Raw genomic sequence first — 18,979 nt, 5'->3', positions numbered from 1 at the left:
TGTCGACGACGCTTGAAAACGAGGCCATAACGACGGTCGAAAACGAGGCCACCCAGACAGATTGGATGGGTGATCTCAGTGGAGGATTGGGCTCTGATCCGGCGGCTGGTCGCGGACGGTGTTCCGCAGCGTCAGGTCGCACGGGATCTAGGGATCGGAAGGTCGACAGTCGAGCGCGCATTGGCCTCGGACCGGCCACCGAGGTACGAGCGGCCGGCGGTGGCGACGGCGTTCACGCCTTTCGAGCCGCTGGTGCGCCAGCTGCTGACCGAGCATCCGGACATGCCGGCCACGGTCATCGCCGAACGGGTCGGCTGGGACGCATCGATCACCTGGTTCCGCGACAACGTCCGCCGGCTGCGGCCTGACTATCGCCCGGTCGATCCCGCGGACCGGCTGGTCTGGCTTCCGGGCGACGCGGCGCAGTGTGACCTGTGGTTCCCGCCGCGGAAGATCCCGCTCGAGGACGGCACGAGGACGCTGCTGCCGGTGCTGGTGATCACCTGCGCGCATTCGCGGTTCATGCTCGGCCGGATGATTCCGACGCGGAGCACCGCCGACCTGCTGCTGGGGATGTGGGAGCTGCTGCAACAGCTCGGGCGGGTCCCGCGCCGGCTGATCTGGGACAACGAGACCGGCATCGGCCGCGGCAAGCGGCACGCCGAAGGGGTCGGTGCGTTCACCGGCACGCTGGCCACCACCCTGGTCCGGCTCAAGCCCTACGACCCTGAATCCAAAGGGGTGGTGGAGCGACGCAACGGCTTCTTCGAAACCTCGTTCATGCCGGGCCGGACTTTTGAGTCCCCGGCTGACTTCGATGCCCAGCTCACCGACTGGCTGGCCATCGCGAACGCCCGAACGGTCCGCACGATCAAGGCCAGGCCGCGCGACCGGCTCGAGGCCGACCGGGCCGCGATGCTGCCTCTTCCGCCGGCGCCGCCAGCGCTCGGGTGGGTCAACCGGGTCCGGTTGGGGCGCGACTACTACGTGCGGGTCGACAGCAGTGACTACTCCGTCGACCCTGCGCTGATCGGCCGCTTCGTCGACGTGCACGCGGACCTGGCCACGGTGGAAGTGCGTCACGACGGCAGGCTCGTCGCTGCCCATGACCGGGTGTGGGCGCGCGGACAGACGATCACCGACCCGGCCCACGTCACAGCGGCGAAGGTGCTGCGTGATCAGTTCCAGCGACCCGCAACCGGTCCAGGCCCGGATCCGCACGACGGGCTGGGGCGCGACCTGGCCGACTACGACCGCGCCTTCGGCCTCATCGACGACGCACTCGACGGTGCGCTCAACGTTGCCGTTGATGGCGGCGCCGATGGCGAGGTGGCCTGATGGCGACCGCGACGCCGAAGAGCGGGGCGAGTGAGGCACTCAAACAGCTGACCTACCTCGCGGCCGCGTTGAAGGCGCCCCGGATCACCGAGGCCGCGCCGCGGCTGGCCGACCACGCCCGTGACGCCGGCTGGACCCACGAGGAGTACCTCGCCGCGGTCCTGGACCGGGAGGTCGCCGCCCGTAACGCCTCCGGCGCCCAGCTCCGCATCCGAGCCGCCGGGTTCGGCGCGCGCAAGACGATCGATGAGTTCGACTGGGACGCCCAACCCGCCGTCCGGCAACAGATCGCCTCCCTCGCCTCTGGTGGGTTCCTCACCGAAGCCCGCAACGTCGTCCTGCTCGGGCCGCCCGGCACCGGCAAGACACACCTCGCGACCGGCCTGGGGATCGCCGCCGCCCACCACGGCCACCGCGTCCTGTTCGCGACCGCGACCGAGTGGGTCACCCGGCTGACCGAGGCCCACCGCGCCGGACGCCTGCCCACCGAGCTCGCCCGGTTGCGCCGCTACGGGCTGATCATCGTCGACGAGGTCGGCTACCTACCGTTCGAGCAAGACGCCGCCAACCTGTTCTTCCAGCTCGTGTCCTCCCGCTACGAACACGCCTCGCTGATCCTCACCTCCAACCTGCCCTTCAGCGGCTGGGGCGGGGTCTTCGGCGACCAGGCCGTCGCCGCCGCGATGATCGACCGCGTCGTGCACCACGCCGATGTCCTAACCCTCAAAGGCGCCAGCTACCGGCTCCGCAACCGCGGACTCGACACCCTTCCCAGCATCAGAACCCAAGACCCGGCAGACTAGAAACACACGACCCGGTGGCCTCGTTTTCGACCGTCGGATCGGCCTCAGTTTCGAGCGTTGCCGANGACCGGTGGGTAGGTAGGGCACCAGCGAGAGGGCTACCGGCTCCGCAACCGCGGACTCGACACCCTTCCCAGCATCAGAACCCAAGACCCGGCAGACTAGAAACACACGACCCGGTGGCCTCGTTTTCGACCGTCGGATCGGCCTCAGTTTCGAGCGTTGCCGACAGTGACCCACCGCAAGTTCCCGTCTGTGTTCCGGAGGCGGGACGTTCGCGCTGGCGATCGCAGAGGTCCAAGCCGGCTGCGCCTTGAATTGCTGTCATCGAAGCAGCCTCAGCGACGACGGTTTGAGGTTCACTCAGGCCATGGACGTTTGGGTAGCGATCGTCGGAACTCTGCTTGGTGCAGTCTCAGGTGGCGCCATTTCCTTCGTGACGCAGAGGGCGTCTTACAACAGGGAAGCCACCGAGCGCCTCGCTGGGCTGCGACGTGATGCCTATTTGAGCTATCTGTCAGCCGCCCACGAAATGTTCGTCACAATTGGGGAACTTCAACGCCAAGCACCGCGACGGACACCTCGATGAAGTAGCCGCCAGCTGTCGCCTCCGAGCCGTCGACGCGTCCCGTGCTCAAGATGCACTAGAAAGCCTGCGTCTGGTTGCCAGCGAGCCTGTCGCCTCGGCGGCGGCTCATCTCTGGGAGCGGATGCGACGGGACGGCTCGCCGGTCGGCCGTGACGTCGGCTGGCGGGCATTCACCACGTGGCGCCACTTGTACTGGAAAGCCCGACGCGAACTTTTGGACGCTGCTCGACTGGACACGGGACTGCAGGCTCTGGACTGGTCTACCGCTGGACTGCCCTGATCCAGGGAGTTGCTTCCTGTGGCTGACTGCTGCTCTCGCGGCGGAGTGGGGCATGTTCGAGTGGCCGTCATCAGAGACGGGAACTGACCCTGTAGGGATTTGAGGCCTGGGCCATCCCCTGCACGGACATCGATGCCTGCGGCCACGCGGCTTCAGGGTCCGGCCTCGTCATGCGGGTCAGCTAGCCGCGGCGGCCTGAACCTCCCGTTCTGGCTTCAACAAACGCGAGACGTGTTCGCGCGAGCTTGATGAATTCCTGGATCGCCCAGTGAACCTCCGTGCCAGCTTCGTCGAGGCGGGCCGGATCGCTGATTTCCTTCAGCGCCCTGATCTGGTTCATCAGCGCGTAGGCGGCGCCTTGGACTTGATCGTCGTCGACAAGCAGGTCAAGTTGATAGAGCGCCGACCAAGCCTGTGCGCGCGCCGCGCGAACTTCTCTGCTCAGAGGCTCGCTGCGCTCGCCCGACGTCAACCTATTCATACGGCGAGCGATCTGGGCGTGTCGGTACGCGACTAGGGCCGCCGGCAAGGCTGCGGCTGCTTCCAGACGCTCGCGACGAGCACGATCGGCAACTTCATAACGACGTTGCCGAGCGGTGCTCAGCGACTGGAACAAATATCCAAGCGCGGCACCCGCCAGCGTCCCAATCAACACCACGACCTGATCGCCCACAGAAACATCTTCGTTCGTCGCGGGTCGTGAGCGGCTCATTTCAAACCGCGGCGCGTCCGGGACACGCCCACGGACGCACTCGCTCGCGTGGACGTTCGTCGGGACGAGTCGCGTACGCGCAGGTGGTGACGAGCGCCAGTTTGCCGATGCATGCCTCGAAACAAGCACTGAGCCGAGCGTGAGGGAGATGGATCGATCGACCTCAGCCAGCGGACGGTTCAGTCTCTGGTCGAATTCGCCCAGCTCGCGGCGGCTAGACACAGGTCTGCCGCGCCGCGGCTCGCAGCATGGTCCGTGGATGGGGTGTCGTCGTGCGACTCGCCGGAGGGTCCGACTCGGCCGACGGTGAGGTTGCGGAACGTGTCCTCGGCATGGGTGTGGAACTGACTCTAGGTGCCTGGGGTGGTGTGCGCCGGGGCGGTGTTCAGCGGGTGAAGGTGGCGCGATAGCCCGATGGCGTCACTGCGGTTAGCTCGCGGAAGGCGGCGTTGAACGCCGAGAGTGAGCCGTAGCCCACCTCGTGGGCGATCGTCGTGATCGGCGCGTCGTCGGCTGCGAGCAGCTCCACGGCCCGCAGCACCCGCATCCGGCGCAGGGTGGCGCGCCAGGTCATCCCGACCTCGGCCTCGAACCGACGGGCCAGCGAGCGCGGGACCAGTCCGACCGCGGCGGCGACCTCCTCGAAGCGCATCTCGTCGCCGAGCCGTTCCTCGGTGAGCTGCAACGCCGTCCGTACCTCGGCGGACCGTCCCGCTGGCATGACCACGGGGCTGGGGCGCTCGGCTAGCCGCCACGTGACCGCGGCCAGGGCAGCAAAGATGGCTCGGGCGTACGGGGGCAGTGGCTCCTCCGCCTCCTGCCACGTGCCGCACTCGCTGGCGAGCGCGCGAGCAAGTGGGTCGAGGTCGAAGACCGTCAGGTGCTGCTGCGGCGGCGGCACAAAGTCGACGTGGAAGAGCACCGACGCGGTCTTAGCCGGCTGCGGAATCGCGATCGTGGCCGGCCGCCCGGCGCGCAGTAGCGCAGCCCGGGCCGGGGGAAGCAGCCAGCGCTGGCCCTCGGCCTCGAGCCGCAACGCCCCCGTCGAGGCGCACAGCAGGTAATGACGGTCGACGACCAACTCGGTCGGCCCGGTCGGCCCGAAGGACCGGGTGAACGCGAAGGCCTCGCGGGTCACGAGTGGACTCCCACGCACCGATCGTAGGGACGCCGCTCCGGTCAGGCGACAGCCTCGACGAGTTCCGCGCGGAACCGGCGGCTCACCGGCCCGCCGGTCACCATGGGTCGCAGCACGGCGTTGGACCGGGCGAAGGCATCGGAGGCGAGGTAGGTGACGAACGAGCTCTGATCGGTCCACTCGTGCACGACCGTCACGGTGCGTTCGTCCTCACGTGAGGCGTACACGCGAAAAGCGAGGTTGCCCGGCATCGAGCGGACGCGCGCCCGCTCGCCCTCAAGCTGGGCCAGAGCGCGGGCGCGGTCGTCGGCTGCGGTCTCGAAATCGAGAATGGCGATGAACACAATGTCTCCTGAATCTGGAAGGTGGTGGATGACTTCTCCAGCCTTCCCGGAGTCCTCGCGCGGCGCCTCCGTCCACCGGACGCGTTCACGCGTCCAGCGGACGCCGCCACAGCCGTGCCGGGAATGCCGACGCCAAGTGGGCGACAGCCGGCGGCTAGACGCGCCTGAACGCGACTCGGACCAACATCCGCAGCGGCACCGTCTTGGCAGCGGCCAGTGGCTCCTCGCCGCGGACGATGGGCCTAGGTCTCGCCAGTTTCCGAGGCCATGGCGGTCGGATAGCCGGCCGTTCGACGATCGGCCAGGGACTTGGTCGAGAAGTTATCGCCCGCGATGATGACTGGATGCAGGCGTCGGACATCATCTCAGTCATCGCTCTCATAGTTTCCCTGATCGCCGGAGCCGTGGCGACATGGGTCGGGTACGTGAGCAACCAGCGGGACCTGACCTCGACGACATATGCGAACGCCAACGGCATGCTTCTCGAGGTCGACAGAATGGTCGTCGACTATCCGCAGTTCCGTCCCTATCTATATGGCAAGAAGCAGCTCGATCCAACCGACCCGGACCAGGACAAGATTCTCGCGTGCGCCGTCATGGTCCTCGACATCGCTGAGTACATCTGGCAGCGTCGCGACGAGATCCAGGAGGATGTCGACCGCCACGCCTGGCAACTATGGCTGCTAAGTCTTTTCGACACCTCCCCGACCCTCGCGGCGCTCTATGCCGAGCACCCCGAGTGGTACCCCAATCTGGAGCTTCTCCAGCGCAGGGGTCCCCCGAGTTCGCGCAAGTGACGAACGATAGCCGGCTAGGCTATCGCGGGTCGTCCGCGCGGAACCGGGTGCTGGCGGCGACTGTCTCCAACGTCCTCGGGTCGAGCCGCGCGGGCGATTGCACGTGCCGCCGACTGCACGTGTCGCTCTCGTATGATCAAGCCGGCTCCACATCGGTGGTGCAGACCCACTGTTTGCGGTGGTAGCAGGCAGTACCGGACACGCCCCAGTGCAGGCGCCATGATGCGGCGGAGAGACGCGGTCTCGCGCTCTTGTCGAGAGAGCCGCGTTCGGAACGCTCGATGCCTACCGGATGCCGATGAGGCGCGTTGGCCGCACCTCGTGATTGGCAGCCTCATGAGCTCAGGGCGGGTGCCGATATAACGTGGGCGGCGTGGAGAAGCCCCCGAAGAAGTCGACGTCGCGGGAGGTCGCCGAAATCGCTGCCGAGGGCGCCCTTGGGATGATTCCCGTTGCGGGGAGCCTGCTAGCCGCTGCCTTCGTCGCCGCGGTCGGGATTCCGTTCGGGCGTCGCCAGCAGGAGTGGTTCGAGTCGGTGGCTGAGGCAATCGAGGATTTGCGGGCGCGCTCCGAACTGCCACCGCTTGAAGAGCTCGTGAAGCATCCGGTGTTCCTCGACGCTGTCGTGCGAGCTAGTCGTGCTGCGGACGCCACCCATAGTGAGAGCAAGCTGACTGCGCTGAGGAATGCGATCCTGAACTCGACAGGTCCTGCCGCGCCGGAGGTGGATGCCCAGGCCCGCTTCATACGCTTCGTAGACGAGTTTTCGGAGATCCACATCCGCATGCTGGCGTTCTTCGGCGACCCGAGGCGCACCCTCGAGCGGGCAGGAGTGGAGCCGCCGAACCTAATGATGGGCAGCCGCAAGCACCTGCTCCAGATGCTCCCCGGGTTCACGGACGATGAACTGGTGGAGCTGGTTTACAGAGACCTGAGCGACGCTGGCCTCGTGTCGAGCGGTGGCATCAGTGTGACCATGACAGGCGCCGGAATATATGAGCCTAGCCTCAGCCCGCTGGGGCGCCGATTCATGCGGTTCATCGAGGACCCCGCGACCGCATAGCTGTCCCAGCCCGATTTGTCGCGCTGGTTCCGGCTCGTAGCCGCACGCGCTCGTCCGGTCGGGCCGCCGTCCGAGTCTCCTCCTCGTTGGGGACCGTGGAGGCATGCCAGTCCAGTTGCTCGGACCAGACGACGCCGCTGCGCTGCGAGCTGCGCCCTTGTCTGCTCGAGAGCGCGGACCGCTGCCGACGAGGTGCCACCGGGCTACCGGCATTTCAAAGTCGAGACGCACTTGAAGCGGCGTGACTTCGACGGCGCCGCCCGAGACCTGATGGGCTGGCTGATGCATGAGAAGGCTGGCCTGCGGGTCCAAGCGTCCAACGCGACGGCTCAGACCGGCACAGTCGTGCTGTTGCGACTCGGTCCAGGTCCGCTCTCTTTGCCCTTCCCGTGCCGAGTCGTGCAGGTCTTCGATGAGCCGCGGCGCAAGGGGTTCGCCTACGGCACCCTTCCGGGGCACCCGGAGTCCGGCGAAGAGCAGTTCGTTCTGGACCACGAACGCGACGGCGCTATCCGGTTCACCGTGACGGGGGTCTCCAGGCCAGCGTCGCTGCTGGCGAGCCTGGGCGGACCCACCAGTCGAGCCGTGCAGGACGGGATGACGCAGCGGTACCTCGCAGCCCTCGACGAGCTCTGAGACATCTGCATCTGTCGCCGACGGGATGGCTAGCTGGCGGCGGTATGACGTTGCACCGCTAATCGCGTACAACAAGACCCCACCTTGCGCGAACACTTCCGACACGCCATGGCGCCTTCTCGCTGCCGGCTGGAGGCGGAGTGACCACACTCAGCTCACAGATCCGGGCTGCGGCACGGTAAGGGTTACCGCTGTGGCCGAGCGGCTGTTGCCGAGAACACCGGTTGCTGCATTTGGAGACGGGTCCGCCGCTGTCGTGACCTGGAGCCGAGGTGCGGTCCCAGGCTTGATTGTCACCACGGGTTCCACGCCGTACTTGATGCCGCGCTCGACGGCTTGGCGTGAACGACGCTGATTTCGGTTCCGCGGCTCTACGGCGAGTCGCCGCATATCCCGGTGGAATCGCCTCCATTGCCGTGGAGCCACGTTTGCGATGGCGTCCGCTGCCTCGGTCCACCCGTCGGAGTCGATCAACGCGGTCATGGTGCGCAGCACCTCATCCGGTATGCCACTTGCGGGCTGCAACGCCACGTCCAATTCGGCACCGCGCGCGACAAAGTCGCGATTGTTGTAGTAGTCGTTGATCTCCTGCGATGAAAAGGCGAGTTGAAACACGTGACCCTCGTGAGTGGGCCAAGCACCCTCCCTAGTCTTGATCCAAGCTCCGAGGGCGTCGGTTTCCATGAAGACCACCGGCGACCCCGTCGCCGTCTGCGCCGCCCGCTTGCCGTGATAGGCCCATAGTTCAGTTGGAGTTGGAAGCAGGTGGGTGGCCGTAAGTAGGTCTGCCAGGCTGATGATCCAAGCATCCGCTTCGACTTCGTGAGAGTCTGCAGCAGCGGCAGTCACTAGGCTGCGCGCATAAGTAACGAAGGGATCCACTCGATCGAGGTTGACGATCAGTCGTCGGACTACCGTCGGCTTCAACCTACGTCGGGACCCCTTTCTCGGAATTTTCTGGTGCCCGACGCGATTTGGTGGAGGCATGGACTTCGGGGAAGGTGAGCCTGCTAAGGGAGGATCTGGAGATGAAGATCCGCTCTCGACGAGACCCTAAGCATTCGGTGGCTCGTCTATCCGATCCGGCCGGAAGATGATAGTCAATGGATTCGCCTGCGCTCCTCCCTCTGTGCGTTGCAACGAGGCGTGCGGCAAGCCCAAGGGTGCCCCACTTCTTCGAGTCGACGTGCATGGGCGAGGCCAGACGTTCGCATCGGTTAGGGGTCTCCGATAGGGGCGCTTGACACATCGCCTATTTATGGACCCGCGCCGTGTCCGGCGGCCTCTGGGGCGGCCCCGACATTCCCGCCTGATCCTTGCAGATGAACCCGGCGGGAAGGCGCTGGTCAGCCTCACGCCCGCTATGCGCTCACGGTTCTGCCGCGTGCGCCGTCCGCTACGAGTGTGTTGGTGCCTCCGGAGGTGCCGGTGCGGCGGTCAGTGCGGCCACCATTAGTTGCCGACGCAGTCGCAAGCGGTAGGTCTCCCTCGTCTTCCGCGCAGCGAGCGTGAGGATGCGTGGTGCCAAGACCAGGGCCAAACGGGGGGGCTAAGAAGCAAATGTTCGTCGAAGTCATGCGCCGCGTGTGCGATGCGTACTACCAGGCGCCTTAGTGGGCGAAAGGGGCGTCCAGTTCTGAGGCAATGACTGGGCCGCCCCGGCAGACTCCCTTCACAGTCGGCCCGGGGGTTGCGCATTGCGTCCAGGCCCGTCAGCGACGACGTTGATTCAGGCTCCAAGGTTCCGGTAGCGCCTATTCGGGGCATGTCTGCGCCGTCATCAGAGCTGCGTGAGGCCGTCGTCTGGCGCGCGCGGATGGCAAGGCTCTGTTGGGGCGACATTCACTACCGCCCCTCGGCTGAGCCCGGGGCCGGGTCGGCGCGACGTAGCGTGACGAGGTGATGTTCAGTCGTGAACTGCGAGATGCGGTCGCCCGCGGAGAGATCACCATCACGATCCGCCGGTGGGACCGCCCGCAGGTCAAGGTCGGGGGCCGATACCGGACCGCGGGGGTCGTCATAAAGGTCGACGTCATGGAGGTCGTGCCGTTCTCTGGCGTGACGGACGAGGACGTGCGCGCATCGGGCGAGACCGACCTCGAGGCGCTTCGCGATCGAGCCGCGCACTCCGGGCCGATCCACGACGACACCTTGGTCTACCGGATCGAGTTTCACGTCGTGTGACCGCGACGCGACGCCGCTGCACCGTGCGACCGCGATGTCTCCGCGGCAGTCAGCGCCGCTCTTTCTGCTTCTCACCCCGTTCTGGTCGGTGTGTCGCCGAGCGCACAGACCGCGCGCCGTGGGCGGCCCACAGTGGGGGATCGGAAGTTCTCGTAGGACTGGAGGTGGACTCCGATGGCTGCCAGGAACCGAACCCAAACACCTTGTGGCGCAGAGGCCCTCACCGCGTCCAACCGCAGCCCAGCGGTGCAGCAGCACCGTCCGAGGCGAATCCGACGCCGTGCATCGATCGCACTGTTCCTCACCGTGGCGGCTCTGGCAGTGCCGCACCCGGCGGCCGCGCTCGTGCCCATCCCACCCGCGCCGGTCAGGTTCCCGATCGCACACGTCGGGCACACGGTCCTGACGCTCGCCGAGCAGTACGCGCAGGCGCCGCTCACCGACAAGCGCCGGCTCCACAACGAGATGGTGCTGCTGATCAACACGGGCCACGTGCCGATCTGAGCCACTGCGCAGCAGCGATCAGGTGCACCTCGACGGGTAGGTTCCGGGTGTGACCGAGAGCGACACCGCACCTCACCCAGCTGCGACCCACGGTCGAGCCGCCCACGTCCGCGGGCTTGTCCTGGCGGCTGGGGCGGGGCGGCGGATGGGCGGGCCGAAGGCTCTGGTTCGCCGACACCCTGACGAGCCGACTCTTGTCGAGCGGGCTGTCTCCCTGCTCCACGCCGGCGGCTGCTCCGGAATCACCGTCGTCGTCGGTGCCGCCGCCGAAGAAGTGACGGCCATCGTCACCGCCCTTGGCCGAGATGTCGACGTCGTGACTTGCCCCGACTGGGACGAGGGCATGGGCGCCTCCCTCCGCGCCGGACTGACCGCGCTCACTCGCTCCACCCACGAGGGCGAAGGCTGCGTCGACGCCGTGCTCGTCACCCTCGTCGACCTCCCGGACCTGACACCCGAGGTCGTCGCAAGAGTCCTCGACGCCCCCGGCCATGTCGACAACGACCACTCGCCTCACCCCGACGAGCACGCCGTCGAGCTCCACAACACAACCACCGCCCCCACCAACCAGGAGCTCCGAGCAACACTCCGCCGAGCGGCATACGACGGAGTCCCCGGGCACCCGGCGCTCATCGGGCGCGACCACTGGGAGCAGGTCATCGCCTCGGCGACCGGCGACCACGGAGCCCGCCACTACTTCCGCACCACCCCGCACGAGCTCGTCGAGTGCGGCGACCTCGCGACGGGCCGCGACGTCGACACCCGCGAAGAGCTCGACACGTCTCGCTGAAGAGGCCCTCCGCTTCCGCAACCCCCGTTCATGAGTGATGCTCAGGGGATGGATCACCTGTTCAACAGTGCCGACGACGTCACGAGCGCCCTGGGCGGCACGGGCTATCTCGCCGACGAGGCGCTCGCGACGATCACCTTCCTCGCGACCCGGCTGAACCGGCCGATCCTGCTCGAGGGCGAGCCCGGCACCGGCAAGACCGCCCTCGCCGAGGGCCTCGCCCAGGCGCTCGACCTCAAGCTGATCCGCCTCCAGTGCTACGAGGGCATCGACGCGACGCAGGCCCTCTACGACTGGGACTTCCCGCGCCAGATCCTCCACCTCCGCACCGTCGAGGCCCTCAGCCGCGAGGAGCACCACGACGCCAAGGCGCTCGAGGCCGAGCTCTTCGACGAGCGCTTCCTCCTCGCCCGCCCCGTGCTCCAGGCCCTGCGCGAAGCCCCCTGCGTGCTGCTCATCGACGAGATCGACCGCGCTGACGACGAGTTCGAGGCCTTCCTCCTCGAGGTCCTGAGCACGTGGCAGGTGACGATCCCCGAGCTCGGCACCATCGCAGCCAAAACCCCGCCGATCGTCGTCCTCACCTCCAACCGCACCCGCGAGCTGCACGACGCGCTCAAGCGCCGCTGCCTCTACCACTGGATCGACCACCCCGGCCTGGCCCGCGAGCTCGAGATCGTGCGCACGCGCCTGCCCGAGGTGAGCGCCGCGCTCGCCGAGCAGGTCGTCACCCTCGTCCAGCGCCTCCGCACGGGTGGCGAGCTCATCAAGCCCCCGGGCGTCGCCGAGACGCTTGACTGGGCGCGCGCCCTCGAGACCGTCGGCGCCACCCGCCTCGACGCCGAGGTCGCCGCCGCCACCCTCGGCGCCGCCCTGAAGTACCGCGAGGACTCCGAGAGGATCCGCGCCTCGCTCGACAAGCTGCTCACCGCATGACCCGAGACCTCACGCCCGCCGCGCGCCCCGCCGCAACCACCCGGCCCCAGACCGAGCCCGACGTCGACGAGCTGCTCCTCGGCTTTGCCCGTGCCCTGCGCGCCGCTGGCATCAACGTCACCGCCGACCGCGAGCGCACCTTCCTCGTCGCTGCGGCCACCGTCGGCATGGGCGAGCGCACCGGGGTCTACTGGGCCGGCCGCTCGACCCTCACGTCCACGCCCGCGGACTTCCCGGCATACGACGAGCTCTTCGAGCGCTGGTTCGGCGGCGAGTCCATCCCGCAGGGACGCCGCGTCGACATCCAGCGCCCGCCCGTGCGCCAGGCGCCCCTCGGCGACACCGAGGGGGAGGCCGGCGACGCCGACGCCGACACGATCCAGGCGAAGGCGAGCGCGCAGGAGGTGCTGCGCCACCGCGACGTCGCGAGCCTCAGCGCCGCCGACCGCGCGGCCGCCGCGCGCCTCTTCGCGAGCCTCGACCCCCGCTCGCCGCTGCGCCGCGCCCGCCGCCACGTCCGCGCGAGCAGCGGCACCGTCGACGGCCCCGCCACGCTCCGCGAGCAGCTGCGTCGGATGGGCGAGCCCGGCCGCATCCACCACCGCCGCCGCGGCACCCGCCCGCGCCGGATCGTCCTGCTCATCGACGTCTCCGGCTCCATGAGCCCGTATGCCGACAGCCTCCTCCGCCTCGCCCACGTCTTCGTGCGCACGGTCCCCCACGTCGAGGTCTTCACCATGGGCACCCGCCTGACCCACGTGACCCGGGCGCTCACCGAGCGCGACGCCGACCGGGCGCTTGCGGCCGCCGGACGCGTCGTCCCCGACTGGTCGGGCGGCACCCGCCTCGGCGAGGCCATCGGCGCCTTCCTCGACCGGTGGGGCCGGCGGGGTATGGCCCGGGGCTCGGTCGTCGTTGTCTTCTCCGACGGCTGGGAACGCGAGGGTCCGGAGGTGCTCGGTGAGCAGATGCGTCGCCTCAACGCCCTCTCGCACCGGGTCGTGTGGGCCAACCCGCACCGCGGGAAGGTCGGCTACGAGCCGGTGCAGCAGGGGATCGTCGCGGCCCTGCCGCACATCGACGACTTCGTCGCGGGGCACTCGCTCGCGGCGTTCGAGGAGCTGATCGAGGTGGTGGCCCGTGCGTGAGGTGATGGACGAGCTGATGCAGTGGTGGTCGGCCGGCGAGACCGTCGGCGTCGGCACCGTCGTCGGCACGTGGCGCTCGGCGCCACGCCAGGCCGGCGCCTCGATGCTCGTCGGCCCGGGCGGCGAGGCCGTCGGCTCGGTCTCCGGCGGCTGCGTCGAGGGCGCCGTCTACGAGCTGAGCCAGGAGGTCGTCGAGACCGGTAGGCCGGTGCTCCAGCGCTACGGCGTCAGCGACGACGACGCGTATGCCGTCGGGCTGACCTGCGGGGGCATCCTCGACGTGTTCGTCGAGAAGGTCTCCCGCGAGACGTTCCCCGAGCTCGGCGACGTCGCCGACGACATCGCGGCCGGACGGCCCGTCGCCGTCGTCACCGTCATCGAGCACCCCGAGCCGACGTGGGTCGGCCGCCGCGTCGTCGTGCACGCCGAGGACGAAGGCGACGACGACACCTCGGTGCTCGGCTCGCTCGGCAGCGGGCGCGCGGACGACGCCGTACGCGACGACGCCAGAGGCCTTCTGGCTCAGGGCCGCTCGGCGATCCTCACCTACGGCCCCGACGGGGAGCGTCGCGGTGAGGGGATGCGGGTCTTCGTCGCCGCGCACGCGCCGAAGCCGCGGATGCTCGTCTTCGGCGCCATCGACTTCGCCGCCGCCGTCGCGCGGGTCGGCGGCTTCCTCGGCTACTACGTCACCGTCTGCGACGCGCGGCCCGTCTTCGCGACGAAGACGCGCTTCCCCGGCGCCGACGAGGTCGTCGTCAAGTGGCCGCACGACTACCTCCAGAACGAGGTCGACGAGGGCCGCATCGACAGCCGCACCGTCATCGCCGTGCTCACTCACGACCCGAAGTTCGACGTGCCTTTGCTCGAGGTCGCGCTGCGTCTGCCCGAGGTCGCCTACATCGGCGCCATGGGCTCGCGGCGCACCCACGAGGACCGGCTCGAGCGGCTGCGAGAGGCCGGCCTCACCGACGACGAGCTGGCCCGGATGAGCTCACCGATCGGCCTCGACCTCGGTGCCCGCACCCCCGAGGAGACCGCGGTCTCGATCGCGGCCGAGATCATCGCGCTGCGGTGGGGCGGCGCCGGCGAGCGGCTCGCCGCGACCGAGGGCCCGATCCACCACCACCATCCCGCGCACGACAACCCGCTCGGCCACTGAGCACTCCGCTGTCGGCGGGGACGCCGTCGGTCGGCTACTCCGAAGCGACCCGGTCACGCGCGCAGGAGACGACGGCCGTGAGGTCGAGCCCGTAGGTGGGACCCCCGCTCGCGGCATACTGCTGGAGCCTGTCGACGCCACGGTCGAGCAGCCGGTGAGCCCCGACCTCGTTGCCCCGAGCGGCGTGCGTCAGGGCGACGCAGAGCTGGGCGAGGCCTTGCCAGAGGTCACGCTCGCCATCGGGCCCGGCCTTCCAGCGGGCCTCGAGGACCTCGTGCGCCGAGAAGGGCCGCCCCTCCTCGACGAGGGCCTTGGCCGCAGCCAGGCTCTCGTGCGGCGGGAGTGGCTCCTCGGAGACCGGCTCGACACCTTCGGCGCCATACGGCAGCGGCCGACCGAGAGCATCGCGGGGTCGCTCCTGGCGGGGTCGCCCGGCCCCGTCGCGGTCGCGGTCGCTCGCGCCGGTCACCGCAGGTTCCGCTGGACGTGACGTCGGATGAGCAGCCTCATACGCCCACCGTAGGCCGTGCCCTCGCGGTCCGGTCCTACCCGTCGACCCGCGACGAGAACGGCGGCGGCCCGAGCAGCTCGATGCCGCCGTGCTCGCGGGCCGAGGCCGCGATGCGGTCGAAGTCGACCACCCCCGTGCTCGTCGTGGCGTCGATGGGCTCGCTGGCCCCGAGGTAGAACGCCTCGCACGTCCCTGGTGTGTGCAGGCACAGCATCCGCGCGCCCTCCGAGCCGACGAGGAACGCGTGCGGCACTCCGGCCGGTGCGAGCGCGACCCCGCCTGCCGTGACGCGGTGGTCCGTGCCGTCGAGGTGGACGAGCAGCTCTCCCTCGAGGACGACGAGGGTCTCGTCGGCGGGATGGGTGTGGAGCGGCGTGGCCTTGCCGGACTCCATCGACATCTCACACAGCAGGAAGGTGCCGCCCGTGTCCGCAGCGCGCGCCAGCCAGGTGTGGACCCCGCCGCCGTAGAACCACCGCCGCTCGGCGTCGTCCGCGTTGCGGACCAGGGACGGGACCATCTCGGTAGCGCTCATGTCGCGCCTTCTCTCGTCGGCGGCAGCATTTGGTACTGCCGTACCAAATTGAGACTCACGTACCATGTTCAGCATGTCAACCCCCTACGAGCAGGGCGGCTACGTCAACCCCAAGCGCCGCACGAGGCAGGCCCTCGTGACTGCCGCGCAGGACATCGTCGCCAACGGCCGCGCGCCCAAGGTCGAGGAGGCCGCCGCCGTTGCAGGGGTCTCGCGCACGACGGCCTACCGCTACTTCCCCAACCAGGCAGCCCTGCTCGCAGCAGCACACCCGGAGGTCGCAGCGCCCACGCTGCTCGACGCCGACGCCCCCGAGGACGTGGCCGTCCGGCTCGACGCGGTGGTCGTCCGTTTCGTCGAGCTCATCTTGTCGACCGAGGCGCAGCAGCGCACGATGCTGCGCCTGTCCCTCGACCCCGATCCCCAGCGTCGAGCCGACCTCCCGCTCCGGCAGGGGCGGGCCATCGGCTGGATCGAGACGGCCCTGGAGCCGCTCCGGGCCGAGCTCGGCGAGGACGCCATCCACCGCCTCACGCTGGCCGTCCGCAGCGCCATCGGCATCGAGTCCCTCGTCTGGCTCACCGACGTCGCGGGTCTCTCCCGCGAAGCCGCAGCCCGGACGATGCGCTGGTCCGCGGCGGCCATGCTCTCGGCAGCGCTCGCGGACGGCGGCCCGCTGGCCTGAGAGGCTCAGGTGCGAGGGCGCCAGCGCTTCCAGACGGCGGTCGCCTGCGCGCGCACCTTGCCGTCGAAGTGCAGCTCGACCGAGACCGTCATCTGCGGCTCGTCCGACTCGGTGACGGTCGCGAAGAGCTCGACCTCGTCGTGCAGGGGAGCCGGTCGGAGGTAGCGCACGTCGAGCCCGGCCGTGACGTAGGAGAGGTCGGCGCCCGGCAGCGGCGGCCAGCCCCGGCGCTCGGCCTCGAGCATGACGGCGGCCGCGCTGTGGCAGTCGAGGACCGTGCCGATGATGCCGCCGTTGAGGTAGCCGAGGCCGTTGTCGTGCTCGGGCCACGGCGTGAACGCCGCCGTCACGCCCGCGCCTCTGTCACCGTCACGGTCGTCCCCGAGGGGATAGCTCTTGAGCTGGAGCCCCTTTGGATTGCCCTGCCCGCAGCCGAAGCACGGGAGGTTCGGGTAGAGCCGCTCCTGGATGCTGAGCGCATCGTCAGCGCGGGCGATGTCGACGTCGGTGTCCGGCATGCGCCCAACCTACAAGCGTGCGTCCGGTCACGAATTGGTCCAACCTCTTGATGAGTTGACGCGCCTGGTGTCATCCTCGACGACATGAGTCAGAGTGGATTCAGCCCAGTCCCGCGGCGGTCGGTCTCCGACGAGGTCTTCGCCGAGCTGCGCGACGCCGTGCTCACCGGCCGCTTCGCCCCCGGCGACTCGCTGCCGCCCGAGCGCGAGCTCGCCGCCTCCTTCGCCGTCAACCGGCACGCCGTTCGCGAGGCCCTCCAGCGCCTCCAGCTCGCCGGTTTCGTCCGCGTCGTCCACGGCGGCGGCACGACGGTCCTCGACGTGCGCAGCACCGCCGGCCTCGACCTGCTCGCCCACCTCGCCCGGTCGGGCGACGGGCTCGACCCGATGATCCTGCGCGACGGTCTCGAGATGCGCCGCTGCATCGGCGTCGAGGCCTCCCGGCTCGCCGCGACCCGGGCCACCGATCCGGCACGCGCGAGCGTCGTGGCGGCAGCGGCGGCATACGGCTGCCCCGACATCGACGACGCCGACCGCGACTTCTGGCTCGCCGTCGTCGAGGCGAGCGGCAACCTCACCTTCCGGCTCGCGCTCAACTCGCTCGTCCACGCCATCGACGGCAGCCCCGACGTCATGGACGCGCTGCTCGCCGGCGACCGCGCCGACCTGCTCCCGCACGCGCCGCTCGCCGAGGCCATCGCCACCGGTGACGCCGCCGAGGCCGCGCGCCTCGCCGACGCGATCCTCACCCAGGCCATCGACGTGTGGGCCTCGCTCACCGACGACGGTCGCACGCTCGACCCGATGACCAAGGGGGCGTGATGGTCGACATCATCGTCACGGCGATCCCCTTCTTCATCGTCTTCATCGTCATCGAGGTGCTGTCGCTGTGGCTCGCGCCCGACGACGACGAGGTCGGCTACGAGGTCCGCGACACCGTCACGAGTCTCACGATGGGCATCGGGAGCGTCGGCGTCGGGATCCTCTACAAGGCATCCCAGCTCGTCGTCTACGCCGCGTTGTATGCCGTGACGCCCCTTCGCCTCGACACCTCGCTGTGGTGGGTCTGGGTCGTCATCTTCTTCGCCGAGGACATCGCCTACTACTGGTACCACCGCGCCCACCACGAGGTGCGCATCCTCTGGGCCAGCCACGTCGTGCACCACTCGAGCCAGCGCTACAACTTCTCGACGGCGCTGCGCCAGACGTGGACCCCCTTCGGCGGCATCCCGTTCTGGGCGCCGCTCGCGCTCCTCGGCGTGCCGGTCTGGGCGATCTTCCTCCAGCAGTCGATCTCGCTGCTCTACCAGTTCTTCCTCCACACCGAGCGCGTCGGGAAGCTCTGGCGCCCAGTCGAGTTCGTCATGAACACGCCCTCGCACCACCGCGTTCACCACGGCATGAACAACGCCTACCTCGACCGCAACTACGGCGGCATCCTCGTCATCTGGGACCGGCTCTTCCGCTCGTTCGAGCCCGAGGGTGAGCGCGTCGTCTACGGCCTGACGAAGCAGCTGCGCACCTACAACCCGCTCGTCGTCGCCACCCACGAGTACTCCTCGATCTGGGCCGACGTCCGTGGCGCCCGCTCGTGGCGCGACCGGTGGGGCTTCGTCGCCCGCGGCCCGGGCTGGCAGCCCCGCACCTGAGACGGCGCGTCTGGCCGAGGCCCACCCCGAGGGCCACGATGGAGGGATGGGCGCGGCCCCCGCTCCCGGACCAGGAGGACCCATCGTGAGCACGTACAAGGTCGGCTACTTCGTCGGCAGCCTGTCATCGGCGTCGATCAACCGGACGCTGAGCAAGGCCCTGATCCGCCTCGCACCGAAGGACCTCGAGTTCGCCGAGATCCCCATCGGCAACCTCCCGCTCTACAGCCCCGACTTCGACGCCGACTACCCGGCCGAGCCGCGCGCGCTCAAGGAGGCCCTCGCCGCGTCGTCGGCCGTCCTCTTCGTCACGCCGGAGTACAACCGGTCGATCCCCGGCGCCCTGAAAAACGCCATCGACTGGGCGTCGCGCCCGTGGGGCCAGAACTCCTTCAACCACGTGCCCGCCGCCGTCATCGGCGCCTCGCCCGGACAGATCGGCACCGCGCTCGCCCAGCAGAGCCTGCGCGGCGTCCTCAGCTTCTGCAACGCCCGCCAGATGACCTCGCCCGAGGCCTACGTCCGACTCGCGCCCGGGACGATCACCGACGACGGCGACGTCACCGACGAGTCGATGAAGACCTTCCTCACCGACTTCATGCAGGAGTTCCGCGACCACATCGAACGCGTCCTCACGGTGCTGCCCCGCCACTGAGT

The 18,979-nt window shown here is 69.0% G+C and carries 22 protein-coding genes; 15 read left to right on the top strand and 7 right to left on the bottom strand.

The window, feature by feature from the left end; all coding sequences use genetic code 11:
• Window positions 1-69: 69 nt before the first annotated feature.
• Window positions 70-1,338: an IS21 family transposase gene (istA, locus tag ASH01_RS10540; RefSeq protein ID WP_156415530.1), complete on the top strand. Its 1,269-nt coding sequence runs from the start codon at window positions 70-72 to the stop codon at window positions 1,336-1,338.
• A complete protein-coding gene (gene istB, locus ASH01_RS10535; RefSeq protein ID WP_056775150.1) occupies window positions 1,338-2,141 on the top strand; it encodes an IS21-like element helper ATPase IstB in 804 nt (267 codons plus the stop codon). The genes istA and istB overlap by 1 nt, the downstream gene beginning before the upstream one ends.
• Window positions 2,142-3,191: 1,050 nt before the next feature.
• Here the strand turns inward: istB and ASH01_RS22975 are convergent.
• The 3 genes from ASH01_RS22975 to ASH01_RS10520 form a co-directional block, all read right to left on the bottom strand.
• The gene (locus ASH01_RS22975) at window positions 3,192-3,683 is read right to left on the bottom strand and encodes a hypothetical protein (protein WP_156415529.1); all 492 of its coding nucleotides are present in this window, start codon (window positions 3,681-3,683) and stop codon (window positions 3,192-3,194) included.
• A 424-nt stretch (window positions 3,684-4,107) separates the two neighbouring features.
• Entirely contained in the window at window positions 4,108-4,860 is a 753-nt protein-coding gene (locus ASH01_RS10525; RefSeq protein ID WP_056775145.1) for a helix-turn-helix domain-containing protein, read from the bottom strand.
• Between the two features lie 41 nt (window positions 4,861-4,901).
• Window positions 4,902-5,204 carry a putative quinol monooxygenase gene (locus ASH01_RS10520; RefSeq protein ID WP_056775143.1) on the bottom strand — a complete coding sequence of 101 codons (303 nt, stop codon included), beginning with the start codon at window positions 5,202-5,204 and terminating at the stop codon, window positions 4,902-4,904.
• A gap of 344 nt (window positions 5,205-5,548) precedes the next feature.
• On the opposite strand from ASH01_RS10520, the gene ASH01_RS10515 reads away from it, so the two are divergent.
• From ASH01_RS10515 to ASH01_RS10505, 3 genes are all read left to right on the top strand, one after another.
• Window positions 5,549-6,001 carry a hypothetical protein gene (locus ASH01_RS10515; protein ID WP_056775141.1) on the top strand — a complete coding sequence of 151 codons (453 nt, stop codon included), beginning with the start codon at window positions 5,549-5,551 and terminating at the stop codon, window positions 5,999-6,001.
• Between the two features lie 373 nt (window positions 6,002-6,374).
• The gene (locus ASH01_RS10510) at window positions 6,375-7,064 is read left to right on the top strand and encodes a hypothetical protein (protein ID WP_156415528.1); all 690 of its coding nucleotides are present in this window, start codon (window positions 6,375-6,377) and stop codon (window positions 7,062-7,064) included.
• A gap of 231 nt (window positions 7,065-7,295) precedes the next feature.
• Window positions 7,296-7,700, top strand: a complete 405-nt coding sequence (locus tag ASH01_RS10505) for a DUF1990 family protein (RefSeq protein ID WP_235509591.1) — start codon at window positions 7,296-7,298, stop codon at window positions 7,698-7,700.
• Between the two features lie 150 nt (window positions 7,701-7,850).
• Here ASH01_RS10505 and ASH01_RS23640 read toward each other — a convergent pair whose 3' ends face one another.
• On the bottom strand, window positions 7,851-8,315 hold the full coding sequence (locus ASH01_RS23640; RefSeq protein WP_156415527.1) for a hypothetical protein: 465 nt from the start codon (window positions 8,313-8,315) through the stop codon (window positions 7,851-7,853).
• Between the two features lie 1,287 nt (window positions 8,316-9,602).
• On the opposite strand from ASH01_RS23640, the gene ASH01_RS10500 reads away from it, so the two are divergent.
• From ASH01_RS10500 to ASH01_RS10475, 6 genes are all read left to right on the top strand, one after another.
• Window positions 9,603-9,884, top strand: a complete 282-nt coding sequence (locus ASH01_RS10500; protein WP_056775136.1) for an ASCH domain-containing protein — start codon at window positions 9,603-9,605, stop codon at window positions 9,882-9,884.
• A 306-nt stretch (window positions 9,885-10,190) separates the two neighbouring features.
• Window positions 10,191-10,388 (top strand): hypothetical protein, encoded by a 198-nt coding sequence (locus ASH01_RS10495; protein WP_156415526.1) that lies wholly within the window; start codon window positions 10,191-10,193, stop codon window positions 10,386-10,388.
• 121 nt (window positions 10,389-10,509) lie between these two features.
• A complete protein-coding gene (locus ASH01_RS10490; protein WP_443081119.1) occupies window positions 10,510-11,178 on the top strand; it encodes a nucleotidyltransferase family protein in 669 nt (222 codons plus the stop codon).
• Between the two features lie 48 nt (window positions 11,179-11,226).
• Window positions 11,227-12,114, top strand: coding sequence for an AAA family ATPase (locus tag ASH01_RS10485; RefSeq protein ID WP_056775129.1), 888 nt, complete (start codon window positions 11,227-11,229; stop codon window positions 12,112-12,114).
• The gene (locus ASH01_RS10480) at window positions 12,111-13,262 is read left to right on the top strand and encodes a vWA domain-containing protein (protein WP_082619652.1); all 1,152 of its coding nucleotides are present in this window, start codon (window positions 12,111-12,113) and stop codon (window positions 13,260-13,262) included. The genes ASH01_RS10485 and ASH01_RS10480 overlap by 4 nt, the downstream gene beginning before the upstream one ends.
• Window positions 13,255-14,424, top strand: a complete 1,170-nt coding sequence (locus tag ASH01_RS10475; protein ID WP_056775126.1) for an XdhC family protein — start codon at window positions 13,255-13,257, stop codon at window positions 14,422-14,424. The genes ASH01_RS10480 and ASH01_RS10475 overlap by 8 nt, the downstream gene beginning before the upstream one ends.
• A 34-nt stretch (window positions 14,425-14,458) precedes the next feature.
• On the opposite strand, the gene ASH01_RS10470 is transcribed toward ASH01_RS10475, so the two are convergent.
• Window positions 14,459-14,893 (bottom strand): DUF309 domain-containing protein, encoded by a 435-nt coding sequence (locus ASH01_RS10470; protein ID WP_056775124.1) that lies wholly within the window; start codon window positions 14,891-14,893, stop codon window positions 14,459-14,461.
• Between the two features lie 76 nt (window positions 14,894-14,969).
• Window positions 14,970-15,470 carry a cupin domain-containing protein gene (locus tag ASH01_RS10465; RefSeq protein ID WP_056775120.1) on the bottom strand — a complete coding sequence of 167 codons (501 nt, stop codon included), beginning with the start codon at window positions 15,468-15,470 and terminating at the stop codon, window positions 14,970-14,972.
• A gap of 73 nt (window positions 15,471-15,543) precedes the next feature.
• Between ASH01_RS10465 and ASH01_RS10460 the strand changes: the two genes are divergently transcribed.
• A complete protein-coding gene (locus ASH01_RS10460; RefSeq protein WP_056775394.1) occupies window positions 15,544-16,155 on the top strand; it encodes a TetR/AcrR family transcriptional regulator in 612 nt (203 codons plus the stop codon).
• A gap of 5 nt (window positions 16,156-16,160) precedes the next feature.
• On the opposite strand, the gene ASH01_RS10455 is transcribed toward ASH01_RS10460, so the two are convergent.
• Window positions 16,161-16,673 (bottom strand): PaaI family thioesterase, encoded by a 513-nt coding sequence (locus tag ASH01_RS10455; RefSeq protein ID WP_056775118.1) that lies wholly within the window; start codon window positions 16,671-16,673, stop codon window positions 16,161-16,163.
• 84 nt (window positions 16,674-16,757) lie between these two features.
• On the opposite strand from ASH01_RS10455, the gene ASH01_RS10450 reads away from it, so the two are divergent.
• From ASH01_RS10450 to ASH01_RS10440, 3 genes are all read left to right on the top strand, one after another.
• Window positions 16,758-17,495, top strand: a complete 738-nt coding sequence (locus ASH01_RS10450) for a FadR/GntR family transcriptional regulator (protein WP_082619651.1) — start codon at window positions 16,758-16,760, stop codon at window positions 17,493-17,495.
• On the top strand, window positions 17,495-18,322 hold the full coding sequence (locus ASH01_RS10445; RefSeq protein ID WP_056775115.1) for a sterol desaturase family protein: 828 nt from the start codon (window positions 17,495-17,497) through the stop codon (window positions 18,320-18,322). Before ASH01_RS10450 ends, ASH01_RS10445 begins: the two co-directional genes overlap by 1 nt.
• An 85-nt stretch (window positions 18,323-18,407) precedes the next feature.
• Window positions 18,408-18,977 (top strand): NADPH-dependent FMN reductase, encoded by a 570-nt coding sequence (locus ASH01_RS10440; protein ID WP_056775113.1) that lies wholly within the window; start codon window positions 18,408-18,410, stop codon window positions 18,975-18,977.
• Window positions 18,978-18,979 lie beyond the last annotated feature (2 nt).

The organism is Terrabacter sp. Soil811, assembly GCF_001429655.1.
GTDB lineage: Bacteria > Actinomycetota > Actinomycetes > Actinomycetales > Dermatophilaceae > Terrabacter.
The sequence above is the reverse complement of the archived record's forward strand: the minus strand, read 5'-3'. Positions and strand labels throughout refer to the sequence as shown.